At 72.1% G+C, this 20087-nt stretch carries 18 protein-coding genes and 2 pseudogenes; 8 read left to right on the forward strand and 12 right to left on the reverse strand.

All coding sequences use genetic code 11. The features are described from left to right. From KBX37_RS27415 to rarD, 6 genes and pseudogenes are all read left to right on the forward strand, one after another. Positions 1–846: pseudogene (locus KBX37_RS27415) on the forward strand (type VII secretion protein EccE); the annotation flags it as partial. Between the two features lie 72 nt (positions 847–918). After that, a pseudogene (locus tag KBX37_RS34890) lies at positions 919–1050 on the forward strand (IS607 family transposase); the annotation flags it as partial. Continuing rightward, complete coding sequence (gene tnpB, locus KBX37_RS27420) at positions 1047–2474, forward strand: IS607 family element RNA-guided endonuclease TnpB (RefSeq protein ID WP_210778780.1); 1428 nt, start codon at positions 1047–1049, stop codon at positions 2472–2474. The pseudogene KBX37_RS34890 and the gene tnpB, both read left to right, overlap by 4 nt. Before the next feature lie 39 nt (positions 2475–2513). Beyond that, positions 2514–2900, forward strand: coding sequence for a phage holin family protein (locus tag KBX37_RS27425; protein WP_210778781.1), 387 nt, complete (start codon positions 2514–2516; stop codon positions 2898–2900). Between the two features lie 111 nt (positions 2901–3011). Further along, positions 3012–3497 (forward strand): GNAT family N-acetyltransferase, encoded by a 486-nt coding sequence (locus KBX37_RS27430; protein ID WP_210778782.1) that lies wholly within the window; start codon positions 3012–3014, stop codon positions 3495–3497. Then, positions 3494–4417, forward strand: coding sequence for an EamA family transporter RarD (rarD, locus tag KBX37_RS27435; RefSeq protein ID WP_210778783.1), 924 nt, complete (start codon positions 3494–3496; stop codon positions 4415–4417). Before KBX37_RS27430 ends, rarD begins: the two co-directional genes overlap by 4 nt. Positions 4418–4425: 8 nt before the next feature. On the opposite strand, the gene KBX37_RS27440 is transcribed toward rarD, so the two are convergent. Both KBX37_RS27440 and KBX37_RS27445 read right to left on the reverse strand, forming a co-directional pair. Further along, positions 4426–5124 (reverse strand): anti-sigma factor, encoded by a 699-nt coding sequence (locus KBX37_RS27440; RefSeq protein WP_210778784.1) that lies wholly within the window; start codon positions 5122–5124, stop codon positions 4426–4428. Further along, positions 5121–5615: a sigma-70 family RNA polymerase sigma factor gene (locus KBX37_RS27445; RefSeq protein WP_088959261.1), complete on the reverse strand. Its 495-nt coding sequence runs from the start codon at positions 5613–5615 to the stop codon at positions 5121–5123. Before KBX37_RS27445 ends, KBX37_RS27440 begins: the two co-directional genes overlap by 4 nt. 234 nt (positions 5616–5849) lie before the next feature. Here KBX37_RS27445 and KBX37_RS27450 point away from each other — a divergent pair, with 234 nt between their 5' ends. After that, positions 5850–7970 carry a PhoX family phosphatase gene (locus KBX37_RS27450; protein WP_210778785.1) on the forward strand — a complete coding sequence of 707 codons (2121 nt, stop codon included), beginning with the start codon at positions 5850–5852 and terminating at the stop codon, positions 7968–7970. Positions 7971–8076: 106 nt separating this feature from the next. On the opposite strand, the gene KBX37_RS27455 is transcribed toward KBX37_RS27450, so the two are convergent. Next, positions 8077–8859 (reverse strand): IclR family transcriptional regulator, encoded by a 783-nt coding sequence (locus KBX37_RS27455; RefSeq protein WP_210778786.1) that lies wholly within the window; start codon positions 8857–8859, stop codon positions 8077–8079. A gap of 156 nt (positions 8860–9015) precedes the next feature. Between KBX37_RS27455 and KBX37_RS27460 the strand changes: the two genes are divergently transcribed. Further along, entirely contained in the window at positions 9016–10200 is a 1185-nt protein-coding gene (locus KBX37_RS27460) for an MFS transporter (RefSeq protein ID WP_210778787.1), read from the forward strand. A gap of 45 nt (positions 10201–10245) precedes the next feature. Here KBX37_RS27460 and KBX37_RS27465 read toward each other — a convergent pair whose 3' ends face one another. The 9 genes from KBX37_RS27465 to KBX37_RS27505 all read right to left on the reverse strand — a co-directional run. Next, a complete protein-coding gene (locus tag KBX37_RS27465; protein ID WP_210778788.1) occupies positions 10246–11331 on the reverse strand; it encodes a polyprenyl synthetase family protein in 1086 nt (361 codons plus the stop codon). 91 nt (positions 11332–11422) lie between these two features. Continuing rightward, a complete protein-coding gene (gene nuoN / locus KBX37_RS27470) occupies positions 11423–12976 on the reverse strand; it encodes an NADH-quinone oxidoreductase subunit NuoN (protein WP_210778789.1) in 1554 nt (517 codons plus the stop codon). Continuing rightward, on the reverse strand, positions 12973–14505 hold the full coding sequence (locus KBX37_RS27475) for an NADH-quinone oxidoreductase subunit M (RefSeq protein ID WP_210778790.1): 1533 nt from the start codon (positions 14503–14505) through the stop codon (positions 12973–12975). The genes nuoN and KBX37_RS27475 overlap by 4 nt, the downstream gene beginning before the upstream one ends. 64 nt (positions 14506–14569) lie before the next feature. Further along, complete coding sequence (gene nuoL / locus KBX37_RS27480) at positions 14570–16531, reverse strand: NADH-quinone oxidoreductase subunit L (RefSeq protein WP_210778791.1); 1962 nt, start codon at positions 16529–16531, stop codon at positions 14570–14572. An 11-nt stretch (positions 16532–16542) separates the two neighbouring features. Beyond that, complete coding sequence (nuoK, locus tag KBX37_RS27485) at positions 16543–16842, reverse strand: NADH-quinone oxidoreductase subunit NuoK (protein ID WP_088959269.1); 300 nt, start codon at positions 16840–16842, stop codon at positions 16543–16545. Between the two features lie 58 nt (positions 16843–16900). Then, entirely contained in the window at positions 16901–17671 is a 771-nt protein-coding gene (locus tag KBX37_RS27490; protein ID WP_210778792.1) for an NADH-quinone oxidoreductase subunit J, read from the reverse strand. Further along, complete coding sequence (gene nuoI, locus KBX37_RS27495) at positions 17668–18324, reverse strand: NADH-quinone oxidoreductase subunit NuoI (RefSeq protein ID WP_088959271.1); 657 nt, start codon at positions 18322–18324, stop codon at positions 17668–17670. Before nuoI ends, KBX37_RS27490 begins: the two co-directional genes overlap by 4 nt. Position 18325: 1 nt before the next feature. Continuing rightward, complete coding sequence (gene nuoH / locus KBX37_RS27500) at positions 18326–19672, reverse strand: NADH-quinone oxidoreductase subunit NuoH (protein ID WP_210778793.1); 1347 nt, start codon at positions 19670–19672, stop codon at positions 18326–18328. Next, positions 19669–20087: molybdopterin dinucleotide binding domain-containing protein (locus KBX37_RS27505; RefSeq protein ID WP_305798127.1), on the reverse strand; the 419-nt coding region annotated here is incomplete at its 5' end. The genes KBX37_RS27505 and nuoH, both read right to left, overlap by 4 nt.

The raw sequence follows: 20087 nt of genomic DNA on the forward strand, positions 1-20087 counted from the left end.
TGCCGGGGCAGGAGCGGGCGCAGCTCCTCGTCCGACCAGCCGTCCACCCGCAGCGCCCGGACGCGCGAAGAGCTGGCCCTGGCCGGCCAGGCGCTGCACCGGCTCGTCGCCGACGCCGGCGGCGAGGTTCGCCGGCTCGACGGTGCGCAGCTCGCCGCCCTGGCCGCCACGCTGCCGCTGGCGGTGGCCGCCGGCCCGGTGGCGCCCGGCCCGGACCCGGAGCCGCTGGAGCTGTCCCTCGGCGACGCCGGGCTGATGGTCGGCGCCAACCGGCACGGCGGCGCGGTGACCGTCCGACTGTTCCGCGCCGAGGGCACCCGGCTGGTGCTCGTCGGCGGGCTCCGCGCGGCGCAGTTGCTGGTGCTGCGGGCGATGGCGCTCGGCGCCCGGGTGGCGGTGCGCACCGGCCGGCCGAGGGCCTGGGAACCGTTCGTGCGGGGCGTCGGCGGCACCGGGGGCGGCATCGCGGTCCTCCCGCCGGGCCGCCCGCTGGGCGGAGCGCCCGGTTCGCCGCTGTGTCCCCTGCTGCTGGTGGTCGACGCGGGCGCGGCGGCCGACGATGCCGGGCCGGGCCCGGCCTGGCAGGCGACCCTGGTGGTCCGGGACGAGCTGACCGCGGCCGACGCGGACACCCTGGGCCGGGCCGACCTGGCGGTGCTGCAACCGCTGGACCAGCGGGAGTCGGTGCTGGCCGGCGCGGCGCTCGGGCTCGGCGGGTCGGCGGAGTGGCTGACCCGGATCCGGGACGACATGGTGGCGGTGGTCAATCGCCGAGCGCTGCGCTGGGCGCTGCTCTCGCCCACCCCGATCGAGTCGCAGCTGATCGGCCGGCCGGCCCGCCGCTGAAGCCGGGGTAGTTAGCAGTTCACCCGTCTGTGAGCAGACGTACGAACCTGTGAGTCGTAGTATCGGTCTTATGTGGACGGCGGCCTGGTGCGGGACGTGACGGAGATCCTGACCAGCTTGTGTGCCGGGCTGCACGGCCGCCGCGCTGCAGCGAAACGGGCCAGCCGCGCCGTGGCCGCCGCGACCGCCGGGGACCTCCCGTGAGACGGTACGCGCCGCCCGCCGGCTGGACCGTTCAGGCGTACATGTTCGCCCTCGACCCGAGCGACGCGCAGGTCGCCGGTCTGCGCCGCAATACCGGCGCGGCACGCTTCGTCTACAACCACATGCCGCGGCGGGTCAGCGCGGTTAAGGCCCAACGCGCCGCCGAGGCCAGCTACGGGGTGGCCGAGGCGGACCTGACCCCGTGGCAGGGCTGGTCGCTACCGGACCTGCGCCGCACGTGGAACGAAATCAAGACGTGGGTGGCGCCGTGGTGGGCGCACTGCTCCAAAGAGGCGTTCAACACCGGCCTGGCCAACCTGTCGGCGGCGCTGGGCAACTGGCACGCCTCACGTACCGGTGCCCGCAAGGGCCGCCGGATGGGCTGGCCCCGGACCAAGAGGAAGCACGGCCGCAGGTCGGCCCGGTTTACCACCGGCGCGATCCGGGTCGACCCCGGCTATCGGCACGTGGTGTTGCCACGGCTGGGCCGTATCCGCACCCACGAGTCCACCCGTAAGCTGGCCCGGCGGGTGAAGGCTGGCACCGCGACGATCCTGTCCGCAACCGTCACCGAGACCGCCGGCAGGTGGTTCTGCTCGTTCCAGGTCACGGTCAAACGGGCCGTGGGCCGTCCGGCGCACACGCCGAAAGCTGGTCGGATCGTCGGCGTGGACGCCGGCATCAAGCACCTGGCGGTGCTGTCCACCGGCGAGCTGGTGCCCAACCCGGCACCGTTCAAGACGGCGTTGAAGAAACTCGGCAAGGCCCAACGCCGGGCCGCCCGCCGAATCGGCCCGTACGACCAGGCCCGCCGGCGTAAGCGGACCGCGTCCAATCGGTGGCAGCGGGCACAGGACACCGTGGCCCGGCTGCACGCCACCGTCGCCGCTGTTCGCGCCGACTCGTGGCACCAACTCACCACCCGGCTGGCGCAACAGTTCACCACGGTCGTGGTCGAGGACCTGCACGTGGCAGGAATGGTCCGCAACCCTAGGTTGGCTAGGGCTCTGATCGACGCCGCCCCGGCGACCCTGCGCCGGCACCTTGGCTGCAAGACCGGTTGGTACGGCAGCGTGTTGTACGTCGCCGAGCGGTGGTACCCCAGCTCCAAAACCTGTTCCGGCTGCCAGACAGTGAAACCCAAGCTGTCGCTGGCCGAACGCACCTTCAACTGCGCCACCTGCGGACTGTCCCTGGACCGGGACATCAACGCCGCACGTAATCTTGCCGGCCTAGTTCGGCACGTCGACCTGGAGTTGCCGGGCGACGCAAAAACAGGACGTGGAGCCCACGTAAGACCCGTAAGACCTGCACCCGCAGGCGGGGCAGCGGGCCGTGAAGCGTCAAGACCGGTTCACCCGGTCAACGCCGCCCGGCAACGGACGGCTGCCAATCGTGAGTCACGTCTACTCACTGAAAGGTAACGGTTCCCCGAGTGGGCCGTGCGTGGCACGATCCCCGCCATGACTTTTCTGAAGGGCCTCCTCATCCGGCTGGGCTCCACCGCGGCCGCCTTCTGGCTGGCGACGCTGCTCATCCCGGGCATCACCCTGGACTCCGACTCGGCCGTCGAGACGGTCACCACGCTGCTGCTGGTGGCGGTGATCTTCGGCGTGGTCAACGCGGTGCTCCAGCCGGTCATCAAGTCCGTCGGCTGCGGCTTCTACCTGCTGACCCTCGGCCTGATCGCGCTGGTGGTCAACGGCCTGCTCTTCCTGTTGACGAGCTGGATCGCCGGCGAGGCCGGGCTGCCGTTCCACGTCGACAGCTTCTGGCCCGAGGCGGTGCTCGGCGCGCTCTTCGTCAGCATCGTGACCTGGATCCTCGGCGCCATCCTCGACCGCGACTGACCCGGCGACGCCCGGGCGGGACGCGCAGGCGCGACGCCCGGGCGGGAACGGCGGCCAGTGGCCGGGAATTGGCTCGCGCGGGCCGGGGGCGTCCCGGCTAGCGTGGCCGGGGTGTTCACCCTGACCCGCGACGACGGCTACCTGCTCAGCACCGATCCCGACCGGATCGACCTCGACCGGGTGCACCGCTGGCTCTCCACCGACGCGTACTGGGCGCTCGGCCGGAGCCGGGAGACGGTGGCGGCCTCCTTCGCCGGCTCGATCCCGTACGGCGTCTACGCCGGGGGTGAGCAGGTGGCGGTGGCCCGGGTGATCACGGACCGGGCCACCTTCGCCTGGCTCTGCGACGTCTACGTCGCGCCGTCGGAGCGCGGTCGCGGGCTGGGCACCTGGCTGGCCACCGCCGTCCGGGACCACCTGGCCGGGCTGGGGGTGCGCCGGATCCTGCTGGCCACCCTCGACGCGCACGGGGTGTACGCGAAGGTCGGCTTCGCACCGGTCGAGCCGGGCCGCTGGATGGAGTGGGACCACCGTCCGGTGAAGCCGGTCACCGGAAAGGAACACCGACCCGCCGCGCCCCTTACGGTGGAGGGGTGAATCCAATCCGCCTCGGCTACCTGTACGGCTTCGGCGCGTACCTGCTCTGGGGCTTCTTCCCGATCTACCTGAAGCTGCTGCGACCGGCCGGACCGGTGGAGATCCTGGCCCACCGGATCGTCTGGTCGGTGGTCTTCGTCGCGCTGCTGCTGGCCGCGATGCGCAACATCGGCTTCCTGCGCGCGCTGGCCCGCCGCCCCCGGACGCTGGCCGCCATCGTCGTCGCGGCCGCGCTGATCGCGGTGAACTGGGGCACCTACATCTACGGGGTCAACTCCGACCGGGTGGTGGAGACGGCGCTGGGGTATTTCATCAACCCGCTCGTCGTGGTGCTGATCGGCGTATTCGTGCTGCGCGAGCGACTGCGCCCGGCGCAGTGGGCGGCGCTCGGCGTCGGCGCGGCGGCCGTGGTCGTGCTCACCGTCGACTACGGCCGGCTGCCGTACCTGGCGTTGACGCTGGCGTTCAGCTTCGCCGGGTACGGCCTGGTCAAGAAGCGGCTCGGGCTGCCCGCCGCGGAAGGGCTCTTCGTCGAGTCCGCGGTGCTGGCGCTGCCCGCCCTGGCGTACCTGGGGTGGCTCGCGCGGCGCGGCGAGTCGACCTTCGGGCACGTCTCGCTCGGGCACACCCTGCTGCTGGTGCTCGCCGGCGCGGCCACCGCCGTCCCGCTGCTGCTCTTCGCCGGCGCGGCCAACCGGCTTCCGCTGTCCGGCCTGGGCATGTTGCAGTACCTCGCGCCGATCCTCCAGCTCGGCTGCGGGGTGCTGATCTTCCACGAGCCGATGCCGCCGGCCCGGCTGGCCGGCTTCGCGCTGGTCTGGGTGGCGCTGATCGTCTTCACCGTCGACGCGGTCCGGCACACCCGCCGCACCCGGGCCGCCGCCCGCACCCCGGTCCCGGTCACCGCCGCCCCGCGGTGAGGCGGAACTCAGCGCACGTCGTAGCCCAGCACGGCGGTGCCGTCGGCGCGGACCAGCTCCAGCCGGACCAGCTCCGCGTCGGTGAAGCGGGTCGCGCCGCTGAGGCGCACCTCGTCGCCGGGCGCGGCCAACCAGGAGCCGATCTGCTCCGTGGCGCCGTCCGGGCCGTGCGCCACCAGCCGGAACGTGTACGCCTTGCCGTAGCCGGCGGTCGCGTCGTACCCGCAGCGCATGGTGACCTCGGTACCCCAGTCGGTGCCGGTCAACCCGATCTCGGCGTGCACCGGGGCCTTCGCCGCCACCGGCTGCATGGCAACCATCCGCACCGCCTGGACGGTCGGCCCGGGCGGCGTGGGAGGACGCAGCACGGCCGCGCCCCCGACGCCCACGACCAGGGCGAGCGCGGCGGCGGCCAGGCCGGTCAGCGCGTACCGTCGGCGCGCGCCGGACCGCTCCCGGCGCCGGCGGTCCCGGGCGGCGGCGAGCAGCGCGGGCACCCGGTTCGGCTCCTGCGGCGGGGGCAGGAACTCGTCCAGCGCGGCCGGGTCGAGCCGGCCGAGCAGCCCGGGCAGTACGGCGATTTCGGCGACCGCCTCCCGGCACGCCGCACAATCGGCCAGGTGCCGCTCGTAGGCGGCGCGGTCGGCGGGAGCGAGGGCGCCCAGCACGTACGCGCCGTCGTCGTGCGCGAACTCGCAGCGGGTCATCCGGTCACCCCCATCTCGGCCAGGACCAACCGTAGTGAGCGCAGCGCGTAGTGCGTGCGGGACTTGACCGTCCCCGGTGGCACTCCCAGCCGGGCGGCGGCCTCGGCCACCGAACGGCCCTGGTAGAAGCACTCGACCAGCACCTCCCGGTGGGTGGGGCTGAGCCGGTTCAGGGCCTCGGCGACGGTCCACGCCTCCACCGCGCGCTCCGCTTCGTCGACCGCCTCCGGCGGCTCGGGCAGGTCGTCGGTGAACACCTCACCGACCCGGGTGGACCGGCGCCGCCAGGCGTCGATCGCCAGGTTCCGCGCCGTGGTGAAGAGCCAGGCCCGGACGGAGCCGCGCCGCGGGTCGAGCGACTCGGGGTGGCGCCAGGCCCGCAGCAGGGTCTCCTGCACCAGGTCCTCGGCCCGGGTACGGTCGCCGTTGACCAGTCGGAGCGCGTGCGCGTACAGCGCCTCCGCGTGCTCGTCGTGCAGCGCGCGCAGCAGTTGGGCGTCGTGGTCGCTGATGGTGATCCCCTCGCTCTCCGCGGCGAGTGCGGCGAATGCGTTCGCCCGTGGATACGCGCCGTGACGCCGATCGGTTCACCTGCGACCGCTGTTCACATCCGGTTCACGCCGAGTCCGGCGACCGCTCACCGCGCCCTGGCAGCCTCCGGCCGGTACGCACGTCGATCGGGTGATCCGGCGTGCCACCGACCCTGCTTCCAGGAGGCTCCTGAAATGAGCGACCGTCCCCGGCTGCTCCCGTTGCTGGGTGCCACCCGCCACGGCAGCCGCGATGCGATGACCTGTCTGTACCGATGCGGCAACGCCTGCGACCACCCGGTGCCCAATTCTTCCGACAACGCGTACTTCGGGGACCTGGTGGAGGCCGAGGTGTCCCGGCGCGGCGTGGTCCGGGCCGGCGCGGTCGGCGCGCTGGTGCTCGGCTTCGGCGGCGCGGCCGCCGGCGCGCTCGCCGGGGCCGCCCCGGCCGCCGCCGCCCCCGGCACACCGGTCGTGCCCGAGGCGACCGACCTCGGCCGCCCGCAGCCGTCCACCGGCGCGCTGACCTTCACGCCGATCCCGCCGAACCAGCTCGACACCCTGGTCGTCCCCAACGGGTACGACCACGCGGTGGTCATCCGCTGGGGCGACCCGGTGGTCCCCGGCGCCCCCGACTTCGACCTGCACGGGCAGAACGCCGCGGCGCAGTCGAAGCAGTTCGGCTACAACAACGACTTCGTCGGGGTGCTGCCGCTGGACCGGCGGGGCCGGCGGGCGCTGCTCGTGGTCAACCACGAGTACACCAACGAGGACCTGATGTTCCCCGGCTTCACCGGCCTGGACGCGCTGACCGTGGAGCAGCTGCGCACCGCGATGGCCGCGCACGGCATGTCCGTGGTGGAGCTGGAGCGGGTCGACGGCACCGGGCGGTGGCGCCCGGTCGCGGGCGGCCGCCGGCCGTACAACCGGCGGGTCACCGCGCTGGGCACGAGGTTCGAGCTGACCGGCCCGGCCGCCGGCTCGGCCTGGCTGCGCACCGCCGCCGACCCGAAGGGTCGTACGGTCGTCGGCACGCTGAACAACTGCGCCGGCGGGGTCACCCCGTGGGGCACGGTGCTCTCCGGCGAGGAGAACTTCAACCAGTACTTCGTCGGGGCGGACGCCGCCCCGGAGGAGCTGAAGCCGAGGCTGGCCCGCTACGGCATCACCACCACCGCCCGCTACCCCAGCGGCAGCCGGAAGTGGGAGCGGGCCGACGAGCGCTTCGACCTGGCGAAGCACCCGAACGAGGCGCACCGCTTCGGGTGGATCGTGGAGATCGACCCGTTCGACCCGGAGAGCCGCCCGCGCAAGCACACCGCGCTGGGCCGGTTCAAGCACGAGGGCGCCAACGTCATCGTGGCGAAGAGCGGGCACGTGGTCGCGTACATGGGCGACGACGAGCGCTTCGACTACCTCTACAAGTTCGTCTCGGACAAGAAGTTCCTGCCGGGCGACTCGTGGGTGGCCCGCAGGCACAACCTGACCCTGCTGGAGTCCGGCACGCTCTACGTGGCGCAGTTCGAGCAGACCAGCGCCGCCGAGATCGACGGTTCGGGCACGCTCCCGGCCGACGGCGCGTTCAACGGCCGGGGCCGGTGGATCAAGCTGGTCAGCGGCAACCGCTCGTACGTCGACGGGATGACCGCCGCCGACGTGCTCACCTTCACCCGGCTCGCCGGGGACAAGGTCGGCGCGACCAAGATGGACCGGCCGGAGGACGTCGAGCCGAGCCTGCTCACCGGCAAGGTGTACGTGGCGCTGACCAACAACACCGACCGGGGCAAGCCCGGCAAGGCGCCGGCCGACGAGGCCAACCCGCGCAACCTCAACAAGCACGGCCAGATCCTGGAGCTGGTCGAGGACCGGGGCGACAACACGGCGGAGAGCTTCGTCTGGTCGCTGCCGATCGTCGCCGGCGATCCGACCGACCCGTCGACCTACTTCGCCGGGTACGACAAGACCAGGGTCTCGCCGATCTCCTGCCCGGACAACGTCGCCTTCGACGCCGCCGGCAACCTCTGGATCTCCACCGACGGCAACGCGCTGGGCAGCAACGACGGTCTCTTCGCCACCGCGGTCGAGGGTCCGGAGCGGGGGCACCTCAAGCAGTTCCTGACCGTGCCGGTCGGCGCGGAGACCTGTGGGCCGTTCATCACCGGCGACAACCGCTCGGTCTTCGTGGCCGTGCAGCACCCCGGTGAGATCACCGGCGCCTCCGTGGAGAAGCCGGCGTCCACCTGGCCGGACGGCGACTACGCCAAGCCGGGCGTGGTCGTCACCTGGCGGCTGGACGGCGGCCCGATCGGCAGCTGACGTTCCCCTCGCTGGCCCGGCGCCGGGCCACCGGTCGAAGGGCCCCGCTCCCCGCCAGGGACGGGGCCCTTCCGACGTCCGGGCGGGGGCGAGCGGCCCCGGTGGGTCAGACGTCGGCGGCGATGCCGTCGGCGACGGCGCGGGCGACGGTGAGCAACTTGGCCCGGACCACCCGGGCCGAGGTCATCATCTCGCTGGCCGGCAGGGCGCAGGCCAGCGCGACCCGGCGTTCCATGTCCTTGTCCGGGGTGACCAGCACCGCCGCGCAGGCCACCCCCTGCCGGAACTGCCCCAGCTCCAGCTGCATGCCGCGCCGGTCCCCGGCGGCCAGATCCGCCTCGAACGCCTCGACGCTGGTCAGGGTGGCCGTGGTGAACGGGCGCATGCCGTACTCGCGCAGGTAGCGGAAGCGCTGCTCGGCGGTGAGGGTGGCCAGCAGGCACTTGCCGAGCGCGGTGGCGTGCGCTCCCTCGTCGAAGCCGGGGACCAGGTCCTCCAGGTACGGCGAGCGCGGCCCCTCGGCGACCGCCGTGACCGCCACCTGCCCGCCCACGAAGCGGCCCAGGTAGTGGCTCCAGCCGGTGTCGGCGGCGGCCCGGCGCAGCGTCTCCCCGACCGCCGGCGGCCCCCGGAACGCGGTCACCAGCTCCCGGTACCGGTCGGCGACCTCCAGCCCCACGATGTAGGTGCCGTCCTCCCGCCGGATCACGTAGCCCTCGTAGGCGAGGGTGCGGACCAGGTGGTAGGTCGTCGCGACGGTCAGCTCGCACCGCCGGGCGATCTGTTTGACGGTCAACCCCTTGGGGGCACGACCGACCGACTCGAGCACGCGTAGCGCGCGGGAGACGCTCCGGATGAGATCCGAAGGCTCCGCCAGGGGGTCGCGCACAACCACCTCCGCAGCCGGGGAGTTACACCATATGAAAAACCGCCCAGGGACGGAACGCCCGTTCGGGTCGAGGATTCCAGATGAGACCGCGAGTGGCGTGTATCGCTGCGACACGCCGGGCGGCCGTGAGCTGGGCTCACGTAGGTTGACCAGACGATGACCGACACCGCACTCACTCCCTCGCCCAGCCCGCCCGCCGTAGCCCCGCTGCGGGCCGGCGCCGGCGCCGTCGCCACCACCGTCGCCTCGGTCCTGCCGGTGTTCCTCGTCGGCGGCCTGGCGGTGCAGATGGGTGACGATCTCGGCTTCTCCCCCGCCGGTCTGGGTCTGGCCGTCTCGGTCTACTTCGGCATCAGCGCGCTGGCCTCGGTGCCGTCCGGCCGCCTGGTCGAGCGGTACGGCCCGGCGGTGGTGGCCCGGGCCGGCATCCTGCTGGCCGCCGGCTGCCTGTTCGCCATCGCGGTGCTGGCCCGGTCGTACCCGGTGCTGGTGGCCCTGCTCGGGCTGAGCGCCGCGGCGAACGCGCTCGGGCAGCTCGCCAGCAACGCGGCGCTGGCCCGGCACGTGCCGGCCCGGCGGCAGGGCCTGTCCTTCGGGGTGAAGCAGGCGGCCATTCCGGTCTCCACCCTGCTGGCCGGTGCGGCGGTGCCCACCATCGCGCTCACCGCCGGCTGGCGCTGGGCGTTCGTGGCTGCCGCCGGCGCCGCACTGGCCGCCCTGCCCGCCGTACCCCCGGGGCAGCCCGGACCGGCGAACAAGGCCGCCGGGGCGCGCGGCGGGCAGGCCACCGCGGCCCTGGTGGTGGTCGGCGTGGCGGCGACCCTCGCCGCGGCGGCCGCCAACGCGCTGGGCACCTTCGTGGTGGACTCGTCGGTGGCGCGCGGCCTCGCGCCGGGACTGGCCGGACTGACCCTCACCCTGGGCAGCGCGGTCTGCGTCACCGCCCGGATCGGAGCCGGCTGGCTCGCCGACCGCCGGGCCGACGGGCACGTGGCGGTGATCGCCGGGATGCTGGTGGTGGGCGCGGCCGGGCTGGGACTGCTCGCCCTGGCCGGCGCGGTGCCGCTGGTGGTCGGCGTGGTGCTCGGCTTCGGCCTGGGCTGGGCGTGGCCGGGGCTGATGAACTTCGCGGTGGTCAGGCTGCACCCGCAGGCCCCGGCCGCCGCCACCTCGATCACCCAGACCGGGGTGTACGCCGGCGGCTGTCTCGGCCCGCTCGCCCTGGGCGCCACCGCCAGCGCGGCCGGCTATCCGGCGATGTGGCTCACCGCGGCCGTCGCGATGCTGGCCGCCGCCGCGTTCATGCTGCTCGGCAGCCGCATGCTGACCCGCACCCCCTGACCTGCGACCGGTTGACCTCAGGTCGAGGTGGTTCGGCGGGTGCGGTCAGCTGGTGCGGTCGGCGATGTAGTCGCAGAGGGATTCGAGGGCGCCACGGGCGGGGCCCTGCGGGAGCGGGGCGAGCTGGGCGCGGGCGTCCTCGGCATAGCTGCGGACGGTCTCCCGGGCCCGCTTGAGCGCCGGGGACTCGCGGAGCAGGCCGAGCGCCTCGGCGTGCAGGGCGTCGTCGACCAGCGGGCCGGTGGCCAGGATCTCCCGCAGCCGCACCGAGGCGGCGTCGGAGTCGTCGGCCGCCCGGGCGTAGAGCACCGGCAGCGTCGGCACGCCCTCGCGCAGGTCGGTGCCGGGCGTCTTGCCCGACTGCACCGACTCGCTGGCGATGTCGAGCAGGTCGTCGGAGAGCTGGAAGGCGACCCCGATGGTCTCGCCGTAGCCCGCGAGGGCCTCGGTGTGCTCCGCCGACGCCCCGCCGAACATGCCGCCGAAGCGGGCCGAGGTGGCGATCAGCGAGCCGGTCTTCTCGGCGATCACGTGCAGATAGTGCACCACCGGGTCCTCGCCGGCCCGGGGGCCGACGGTCTCGGCGATCTGGCCGTGCACCAGGCGGGCGAACGTGCGCGCCTGGAGGCGGACGGCCTCGGTGCCCAGGTCGGCGGCGAGGTCCGCGGCGCGGGCGAAGAGGTAGTCGCCGACCAGGATCGCCACCGAGTTGGTCCAGCGGGAGTTGGCGCTCGGGGCGCCCCGCCGCACGGCGGCCTCGTCCATCACGTCGTCGTGGTACAGCGTCGCCAGGTGGGTGAGCTCCATCACCACGGCGGCCGGGACGACCTGCGCGTGCGCCGGGTCGCCGAACTGCGCGCCCAGCGCCACCAACAGCGGCCGGAACCGCTTGCCGCCGGCCTCCACCAGGTGCCGGGCGGCCTCGGTGACGAACGGGTCGGCGCTGGCCACACTGGCCCGCAGCTCGGCCTCGACGCCGTCGAGCACGCCCAGCACGGCGGCCTCGACGCGCGGATCGGTGAGATGCACCCCGAGCGCGCCGACCTGACTCGTGCCCGCCCGGCTCCGACGACCGCCGGAGCCGACGACGCCTGAACGCTCGCCAGCCGGAATCACCACGCCTTCAACCATGCCACACCCGTTCGACCTGGTCCGGAGCGGGGATACAGGCGCGGGGCCGGCGCGCCTTCGCGCACCGGCCCCGCGCCCTCGGGCAGCCGTCTCACCGCACGAACGCTGCGGCGTCCGTGGCCAGGTCGAGCAGCGGAGCCGGGGCCACGCCCAGGACCAGGGTGGCCACCACGCCGATCATGAGCGCGGTCGCGGTCAACCCGCCCGGCACGGCGACGGTCGGGGTGCTCTCGCCCGGCTCGGAGAGCCACATCATCACCACGACCCGCAGGTACGGGAAGGCCAACACCATGCTGGTCAGCACGCCGGCCACCACGAGCCAGGCGTGACCGCTCTCCAGCGCCGGGCCGAAGACCGCGAACTTGCTGGTGAAGCCGCTGGTCAGCGGGATACCGGCGAAGGCCAGCAGGATGAAGGTGAAGATCCCGGCGTAGAACGGCGACCGGCGGCCCAGCCCGGCCCAGCGGGACAGGTGGGTGGCCTCGCCGTCCGCGTCCCGGACCAGGGTCACCACGGCGAACGCGGCGAGCACCGAGAAGCCGTACGCGGCCAGGTAGAACATCGTGCCGGAGACGCCCTCGCCGGTCGGCGCGAGCACGCCGACCAGCAGGTAGCCGGCGTTGGCGATCGAGGAGTACGCCAGCAGCCGCTTGATGTCGGTCTGGGTGACCGCCAGCACCGCGCCGACCAGCATGGTGAGCACCGCGACCGCCCCGAGGACCGGGGTGAAGTCCCAGGCCGCGTCGGCGAACGCCACGTGGAACACCCGCAGCAGGGCACCGAAGGCGGCCACCTTGGTGCAGGCCGCCATGAAGCCGGTGACCGGCGTCGGGGCGCCCTGGTAGACGTCCGGGGTCCAGACGTGGAACGGCGCGGCGGCGGCCTTGAAGAGCAGACCGATGGCGAGCAGCGCCATCCCGGCGAAGAGCAGCACCTCGCTGGCGGGCGACTCCTTCACCGCGGCGTGCACGGTGGCGAAGTCGACGCCGGCCGACCGGCCCGGGATGCCAGCGGTGAAGCCGTAGATCAGCGCCACGCCGAACAGGAAGAACGCCGACGCGTACGCCCCGAGCAGGAAGTACTTCATCGCCGCCTCCTGGCTCAGCAGCCGCCGGCGACGGGCCAGCGCGCAGAGCAGGTAGAGCGGGAGCGAGAAGACCTCCAGCGCGATGAACATGGTCAGCAGGTCGTTCGCCGCCACGAAGATCAGCATGCCGCCGATCGCGAAGGTGGTCAGCGGGTAGACCTCGGTGGCGCCGTTGCTCCCCTCGGCCTGCCGCCGGTCGTCGGCCGACTCGGCGGTGACCGCGGCCTGGGCGACGAACGCCCCGCCCCGCTCCACCGTGCGGTCACCGATCAGCAGCAGGGCCATCGCGGCGAGCACCAGGATGGCGCCCTGGAGGAAGAGCGTGGGGCCGTCCACCGCGATCGCCCCACCGGCGGTGAGCAGCCGGTCGTCGGCGTTGAGCACCGTCATCACCAGCGCGGCGAGCACCGCCAGCAGGGCGAGCGAGAGCTGCACGACGTGCCGCCGGCGGCGCGGCACGAAGGCCTCCACCAGCACGCCGAGCAGGGCGACGCCCAGCATGATCAGGATCGGAGCGAGCGCCGCGTAGTCGATCGACGGCAACTTCAGCTCGGTCATTTTGCGGCCTCCTGGACGCTGCCGACCGTCGGGGCGGGATCGGTCCGGCCGACGTCGTTCATGGTCGCCTGGACGGCGGGGTTGATGACGTCGGTGACCGGCTTGGGGTAGAAGCCGAGCAGCACGATCAGGGCGATCAACGGTGCGACCACGACCTTCTCGCGCAGGCTGAGGTCACGGCGCATGGCCTCGACCTCGGCCAGCTCCGGGTTGAGCATGCCCTGCGTGGTGCGCTGCACCATCCAGAGCACGTACGCGGCGGCCAGGATGATGCCGAGCGTGGCGATCACCGCGACCGGCTTGTTCACCGTGAAGGTGCCGATCAGCACCAGGAACTCGGAGACGAACGGCGCGGTGCCGGGCAGGGCCAGGGAGGCCAGACCGGCGAAGAAGAGCACCCCGGCCAGCAGCGGCACCAGCTTGCCCGCCCCGCCGAAGTCCTTGATCAGGGCCGAGCCGCGGCGGGCGATCAGCATGCCCACCACCAGGAAGAGCAGGCCGGTGGCGAGACCGTGGTTGAGCATGTAGAGCACCGCGCCGGTGCCGGCCTGGGTGGTGAAGGCGAAGATGCCGACGCCGATGAAGCCGAAGTGCGCGATCGACGTGTACGACACCAGCCGCTTCAGGTCGGACTGGCCGACCGCGAGCAGCGCCGCGTAGATGATGCCGATCAGGCCCAGCGCCAGCGCCCACGGGGCGAACCACTTCGACGCCTCGGGGAACAGCGGCAGGCAGTAGCGCAGGATGCCGAAGGTGCCGACCTTGTCGAGCACGCCGACCAGCAGGGCCGCGGCCCCGGCCGGGGCGGCGCCACCGGCGTCCGGCAGCCAGGTGTGGAACGGGAAGAACGGCGCCTTGATCGCGAAGGCGAGGAAGAAGCCGAGGAAGAGCCAGCGCTCGGTGCCGGTGGAGATGTCCACCTGGGTCAGTGCCTGCCAGTCGAAGGTCTTCCCGCCGACCACCCAGAGGCCGATCACCGCGGCGAGCATGAACAGCCCGCCGACGAGCGAGTAGAGGAAGAACTTCACCGCCGCGTACTGCCGCTGGTGGCCGCCGTAGCTGCCGATCAGGAAGTACATCGGCACCAGCATGACCTCGAAGAACACGTAGAACAGGAAGACGTCGGCGGCGGCGAAGACGCCGATCATCGTGCACTCGAGGATCAGCAGCAGGGCGAAGTAGACCGGCACCGACCGCTTCGACGACTCGGCGTCGTGCCAGGACGCCAGGATCACCAGCGGCACCAGCACCGCGATCAGCATCAGCATGACCAGCGCGATGCCGTCGGCGGCGAAGGTGAAGTTGACGCCCCAGGTCGGGATCCAGGCGTACGACTCACGGAACTGGAGCCGGTCGCCGTCGGCCTGGAACGAGACCCACATGACCACGGAGAGCACCAGCACCAGCAGCGACCAGCCGAACGCCACCTGCTTGGCCAGCTCCGGCCGGCGGCGCGGCAGGAAGGCCACCACCAGGGCGCCGACCAGCGGTGCCACGGTCAGCACCGAGAGGAACGGGAAGTTGGACATTATTCGGCCTTACCTCCGTCGTCACTGCGTGGTCCGCCGGCGGGGGCGGCCGGGAAGAGGTCGATCACGCCAGCCACCCCGCCTGCACGGCCAGGAACGCCGCCATCACGAGCAGCGCGCCGGTGAGGATGGACGTCGCGTACGACCGGACGAAGCCGGTCTGCAGCCGCCGGAGCCGGCCCGAGCCACCGCCGACCGCTGCGGCGAGGCCGTTGACCAGCCCGTCGACGCCCCGGTTGTCGAGGAAGACCAGCGCCCGGGTGAGGAAGATGCCCGGCTTCTCGAAGACGGCCTCGTTGAAGGCGTCGGTGTAGAGGTTGCGCCGGGCCGCGGTGACCAGCACGCCGGCCGGCTGCGGCGCGGTGGCCGTGCCGTTGCGGAACAGCATCCAGGCCAGGCCGGCGCCGAGGACCGTGACCAGGATCGACAGGACGGTGATCACGGTGTGGGAGAGCACTCCGTGCGCCTCACCGCCGGCCTCCTCGCCCAGCACCGGGGTCAGCCAGGAGGCGAGCCCGTCGTTCCAGGCCATCAGGCCACCGGCCAGCACCGACCCGATGGCCAGCAGGATCAGCGGGATGGTCATCAGCTTCGGCGACTCGTGCGGGTGCTCGATGTCCTCGGTCCACCGCTTCGGCCCGTGGAAGGTGAGCACGAAGAGCCGCGTCATGTAGAAGGCGGTCAGCCCGGCACCGAGCAGCGCGGCGCCGCCGAAGAGCCAGGCCGTCCAGCCCTCCCGGTCGAACGCCGCCGCGATGATCGGCTCCTTGGAGAAGTAGCCGGAGAGCGGCGGAATGCCGATGATCGCCAGCCAGCCCATGGCGAAGGTGATCCAGGTGATCTTCATGTGCTTCGACAGCCCGCCGAAGCGGCGGATGTCCACCTGGTCCTTCATGCCGTGCATGACCGAACCGGCGCCGAGGAACATGTTGGCCTTGAAGAAGCCGTGCGCCAGCAGGTGGATGATGGCCAGCGCGTAGGCGCCGCCACCGAGGCCGACGCCGAGGAACATGTAGCCGATCTGGCTCACCGTCGACCAGGCCAGCACCCGCTTGATGTCGTCCTTGGCGGCGCCGATGACGCAACCCATCAGCAGGGTGAGCGCGCCGACGCTGACCACGACCAACTGGAGCGTGGCATTGGCCGAGAAGATCGGGTTGGAGCGGGCGATCAGGTAGACGCCCGCGGTGACCATGGTGGCGGCGTGGATCAGCGCCGACACCGGGGTCGGGCCCTCCATCGCGTCCGGCAGCCAGGCCTGGAGCGGGAACTGACCGGACTTGCCGGCCGCGCCGAGCAGCAGCAGCAGGCCCAGCGCCAGCACGGTGCCGGCCTGGAGCGCGCCGACGCCGGTGAAGACCTCGTCGTACTGGGTGGTGCCGAGGGTGGCGAACATGATGAAGATGCCGATCGCCAGGCCGGCGTCGCCGACCCGGTTCATCAGGAACGCCTTCTTGCCGGCGGTGGCCGCGCTCGGCCGCCCGTACCAGAAGGAGATCAGCAGGTACGACGCCAGGCCGACGCCCTCCCAGCCGAAGTAGAGCATCACGTAGTTGTTGCCGAGCACCAGCAGCAGCATCGCGGCGACGAAGAGGTTGAAGTACCCGAAGAACCGTCGCCGGCCCTCGTCGTGCGCCATGTACTCGACCGCGTAGAGGTGGATCAGGAAACCCACCCCGGTGATCAGCAGGACGAAGACCGCGGCCAGCGGGTCGAAGAGCAGACCGAAGTCCACCTTCAGGTTGCCGACCGTGATGAAGTCCCACAGGCTCAGCTCGACGGACTTGTTGTCCAGGCCGCGGAGCTGGAAGAAGTAGCTGAGGCCGAGCACGAACGCGGCGCCGATGGCGGCCACGCCGAGCCAGTGCCCCCAGCGGTCGGCCCGCCGGCCCAGCAGCAGCAGGATCGCCGCGCTGACCAGCGGGATCGCCACCAGCAGCCAGACGCTGCTCAGCAGGCCACCAGCCGGAGCGTAGGTGACGGCGCCGGTTGGCTCTGCCTGGGCGTACGTCAGAATCTCATCCACCGCAGGGCCCCTCAGTACTTCAGCAGGTTGGCGTCGTCGACGCTCGCGGAGCGCCGGGTCCGGAAGATCGACATGATGATCGCGAGCCCGACCACGACCTCGGCCGCGGCCACCACCATCACGAAGAACGCCATGATCTGGCCGTTGAGGTCACCGTTGATCCGGCTGAAGGTGACCAGCGTCAGGTTGGCCGCGTTGAGCATCAGCTCGACGCACATGAACAGCACGATCGCGTTGCGCCGCACGAGCACGCCGACGGCGCCGATGGTGAAGAGCACGGCGGCGAGGATCAGGTAGTAGTCCGGCGTCATGCCCGAGCCTGCCTTTCGTTCGCGACTGCGGGGCTCCGCTTCGCTGCACTCCTCGCGCTCACTGGTCCGTCCCCTTCAGCGTGGTCTCCTCGGCGGTCAGCTCCCGCTGCGGAAGGATCGCCGGGGTGCTGCGGTCGGTCAGCCGGCCGTCGGGCAGGCGGGCCGGGGTGGCCACCGAGGAGGAGGTGGCGAAGACGCCGGGCCCGGGCTTCGGGCCGGGGTAGTTGCCGGGGCGGAACCGGGACCGCATGGTGGCGACCTGGTCCATCTTGTCCTCCCGGCGCCGCTCGATGTGCGCCAGCACCATCGCGCCCACGGCCGCCGTGATCAGCAGCGCGGAGGTCAGCTCGAAGGCGAAGACGTACTTGGTGAAGAGCAGCCGGGCGATGCCCTGGACGTTCCCCTCGGCGTTGGCCTGCTCCAGGCCGACCGCGGTGACCCCGTCGAGGGCCCGGTAGAGGCCGGTGCCGACCAGGCCGGCGAAGCCGAGCCCGAGCAGCACCGCGGCGACCCGCTGGCCGCGCAGCGTCTCGATCAGCGAGTCGGAGGCGTCCCGGCCGACCAGCATCAGCACGAAGAGGAAGAGCATCATGATCGCGCCGGTGTAGACGATGATCTGCACCATGCCGAGGAACGGACCCGCCTGGAGCACGTAGAACACGCCCAGGCAGAGCATGGTCAGCACCAGCCAGAGCGCCGAGTGCACGGCGTTGCGGGCCCAGACCATGCCGATCGCGCCGATCAGCGCGAGCGGGGCGAGGATCCAGAAGGTGACCTCCTCGCCGCCGGACACCTGGCCCGCCGCGGCGAGCACCGTCTGCGTGGTCATGCTCCCGCTCCCTTGCCTGCCGCGGACCCGTTGGCGGCGGCCCGCTGGGCGTGCTGCTCGGCGCCGGGGAAGGTCACCCCGGGGTGCTCCTCGACCTGGTACCGGCCCGGGCTGTTGGCCGCGTGCTCGGCACCGGCCGAGGTGCCCGGGTTGGTCAGCGCGCCGACGTAGTAGTCCTTCTCGCTGTCACCCAGCCGCATCGGGTGCGGCGGCTGCTCCATCCCCGGCAGCAGCGGCGCGAGCAGCTGCTCCTTGGTGAAGATCAGATCCTGCCGGTTGTCCCGGGCCAGCTCGTACTCGTTGCTCATGGTGAGCGAACGGGTCGGGCAGGCCTCGATGCAGAGCCCGCAGAAGATGCACCGGGCGTAGTTGATCTGGTAGACGCTGGCGTACCGCTCACCCGGCGAGAAGCGCTGCTCGTCGGTGTTGTCGCCACCCTCGACGTAGATCGCGTCCGCCGGGCAGGCCCAGGCGCACAGCTCGCAGCCGATGCACTTCTCCAGGCCGTCCGGGTGCCGGTTGAGGATGTGCCGCCCGTGGTAGCGCGGCGCCGACACCGGCGGCTTGAACGGGTAGTCGGTGGTGACGACCTTCCTGAACATGTGCGAGAAGGTGACACCGAAGCCCTTGAACGTTCCGGTGATCGCGCCCACGTCACACCTCCCTGGAGTCCGAGCCGGCGATGTTGGCCGGCTCCCGCTCGGCGACCACGCGCTTGGTGCGCGGGCTCGGTGGTACCTGAAGGTCCATCGGGGGCAGCGGGAAGCTGCCGTGCGGCCGACTGTTGACCTGTTCCTGCACGGTCGGCTTCCGCTCCGGCCGGCGGCTCGGCCAGAAGAGCGTCACCAGCAGCAGCACGCCCGCGCCGATGGCGGTGGCGAGCAGCCGGTCCCGGGACTGCCAGTCCTCGATCGAGCGCAGCCCGGACAGGACCAGGATCCAGACCAGGTTGATCGGGAGCAGGACCTTCCAGCCGAAGCGCATGAACTGGTCGTAGCGGAGCCGGGGCAGCGTGCCCCGGAGCCAGACGAAGACGAAGACCAGGATCAGCACCTTGCCGAAGAACCAGAGCATCGGCCACCAACCGGAGTTGGCCCCGGCCCAGAAGGTGGTGATCGGTGCGGGTGCCCGCCAGCCGCCGAGGAAGAGCGTCGTGGTGACCGCGGACATGGTCACCATCGAGACGTACTCGGAGAGCATGAAGAGCGCGAACTTCAGCGAGCTGTACTCGGTCATGAAGCCCGCGACCAGCTCGGACTCCGCCTCAGGCAGGTCGAACGGCGCCCGGTTGGTCTCACCGACGGTGGAGATGAAGAAGATGATGAAGCTGGGCAGCAGCAGGATCGCGTACCAGCCGGGAGCCGGGAGGTTGACGCCGCCGATGCTGAGCTGGGTGCCGTTCGCCTGGGCGGCGACGATCCCGCTGGTCGACATCGTGCCGGCGGTCATGAACACCGCCACGATGCTCAGCCCCATCGCGACCTCGTACGAGATCATCTGGGCGCTGGAGCGCAGGCCGCCCAGCAGTGGGTACGTGGAGCCGGAGGCCCAGCCGCCGAGCACGATGCCGTAGATGCCCATCGAGGAGCAGGCCAGCAGCACCAGCACCGCCACCGGCACGTCGGTGACCTGCAACGGCGTCTGGTGGCCGAAGATGCTCACCATCGGGCCGAACGGCACCACCGACAGCGCGGTGACCGCGCAGATCACCGAGATGGTCGGCGCGAAGAAGTAGACGACCTTGTCCGCGGCCCGCGGGAGGATGTCCTCCTTGAAGGCCATCTTCAGGCCGTCGGCGAGCGTCTGCAGCAGGCCGAACGGACCGACCTGGTTGGGGCCGGGCCGCACCTGCATGTAGCCGACGACCCGCCGCTCGAACCAGACGCCGAGCAGCGTGGCCAGCAGGCCGAAGGCGAACGCGAAGACGATCTTGCCGAGGACCAGCCACCACGGGTCCCTGCCGAAGTCGGCCAGCGTCGGGTCCTGCGCGAGGAAGGTCATGCGACACCCCCGGAGTTGAGGAGCGGACCCGGACGGTCGGTCTCGTCCGCCGCGACCCGCCCGGCCGGGATGGCCGTGCCGGTGGCGGCGGGGACGGAGATCCGTACGACCGCGCCGGACGTCGCGCCGAGGCTGCGCCGGACGGTCGAACCGGGTGAGTTGGTCGGCAGCCAGACGACGCCGTCCGGCATCTCGGTGATCTCCGCCGGCAGGGTCAGCGCCCCCCGGTCGGTGCCCACCGTCACCGGGTCGCCGTCGGCGACGCCGAGCGTCTCGGCGGTGCCCTTGCCCAGCCGGACCACCGGCGGGCGGGCGGTGCCGGCGAGGTGCTCGTCGCCGTCGGTCAGGCTGCCCAGGTCGATCAGCTGGTGCCAGGTGGACAGCACGGCCTCGCCGGGGCCGGGCTGCGGCACCG

The sequence above is a fragment of the Micromonospora sp. U56 genome (genome assembly GCF_018070095.1).
Lineage (GTDB): Bacteria > Actinomycetota > Actinomycetes > Mycobacteriales > Micromonosporaceae > Micromonospora > Micromonospora purpureochromogenes.

Bases quoted from the DNA above. Each gene is read 5' to 3' on its own strand.
- KBX37_RS27465 (WP_210778788.1), bottom strand. From the start codon at position 11,331: ATGGTTGAAGGCGTGGTGATTCCGGCTGGCGAGCGTTCAGGCGTCGTC.
- KBX37_RS27450 (WP_210778785.1), top strand. From the start codon at position 5,850: ATGAGCGACCGTCCCCGGCTGCTCCCGTTGCTGGGTGCCACCCGCCAC.
- KBX37_RS27425 (WP_210778781.1), top strand. From the start codon at position 2,514: ATGACTTTTCTGAAGGGCCTCCTCATCCGGCTGGGCTCCACCGCGGCC.
- nuoK (WP_088959269.1), bottom strand. From the start codon at position 16,842: ATGACGCCGGACTACTACCTGATCCTCGCCGCCGTGCTCTTCACCATC.
- KBX37_RS27440 (WP_210778784.1), bottom strand. From the start codon at position 5,124: ATGACCCGCTGCGAGTTCGCGCACGACGACGGCGCGTACGTGCTGGGC.
- nuoN (WP_210778789.1), bottom strand. From the start codon at position 12,976: ATGACCGAGCTGAAGTTGCCGTCGATCGACTACGCGGCGCTCGCTCCG.
- nuoH (WP_210778793.1), bottom strand. From the start codon at position 19,672: ATGACCTTCCTCGCGCAGGACCCGACGCTGGCCGACTTCGGCAGGGAC.
- KBX37_RS27475 (WP_210778790.1), bottom strand. From the start codon at position 14,505: ATGTCCAACTTCCCGTTCCTCTCGGTGCTGACCGTGGCACCGCTGGTC.
- KBX37_RS27490 (WP_210778792.1), bottom strand. From the start codon at position 17,671: ATGACCACGCAGACGGTGCTCGCCGCGGCGGGCCAGGTGTCCGGCGGC.
- KBX37_RS27460 (WP_210778787.1), top strand. From the start codon at position 9,016: ATGACCGACACCGCACTCACTCCCTCGCCCAGCCCGCCCGCCGTAGCC.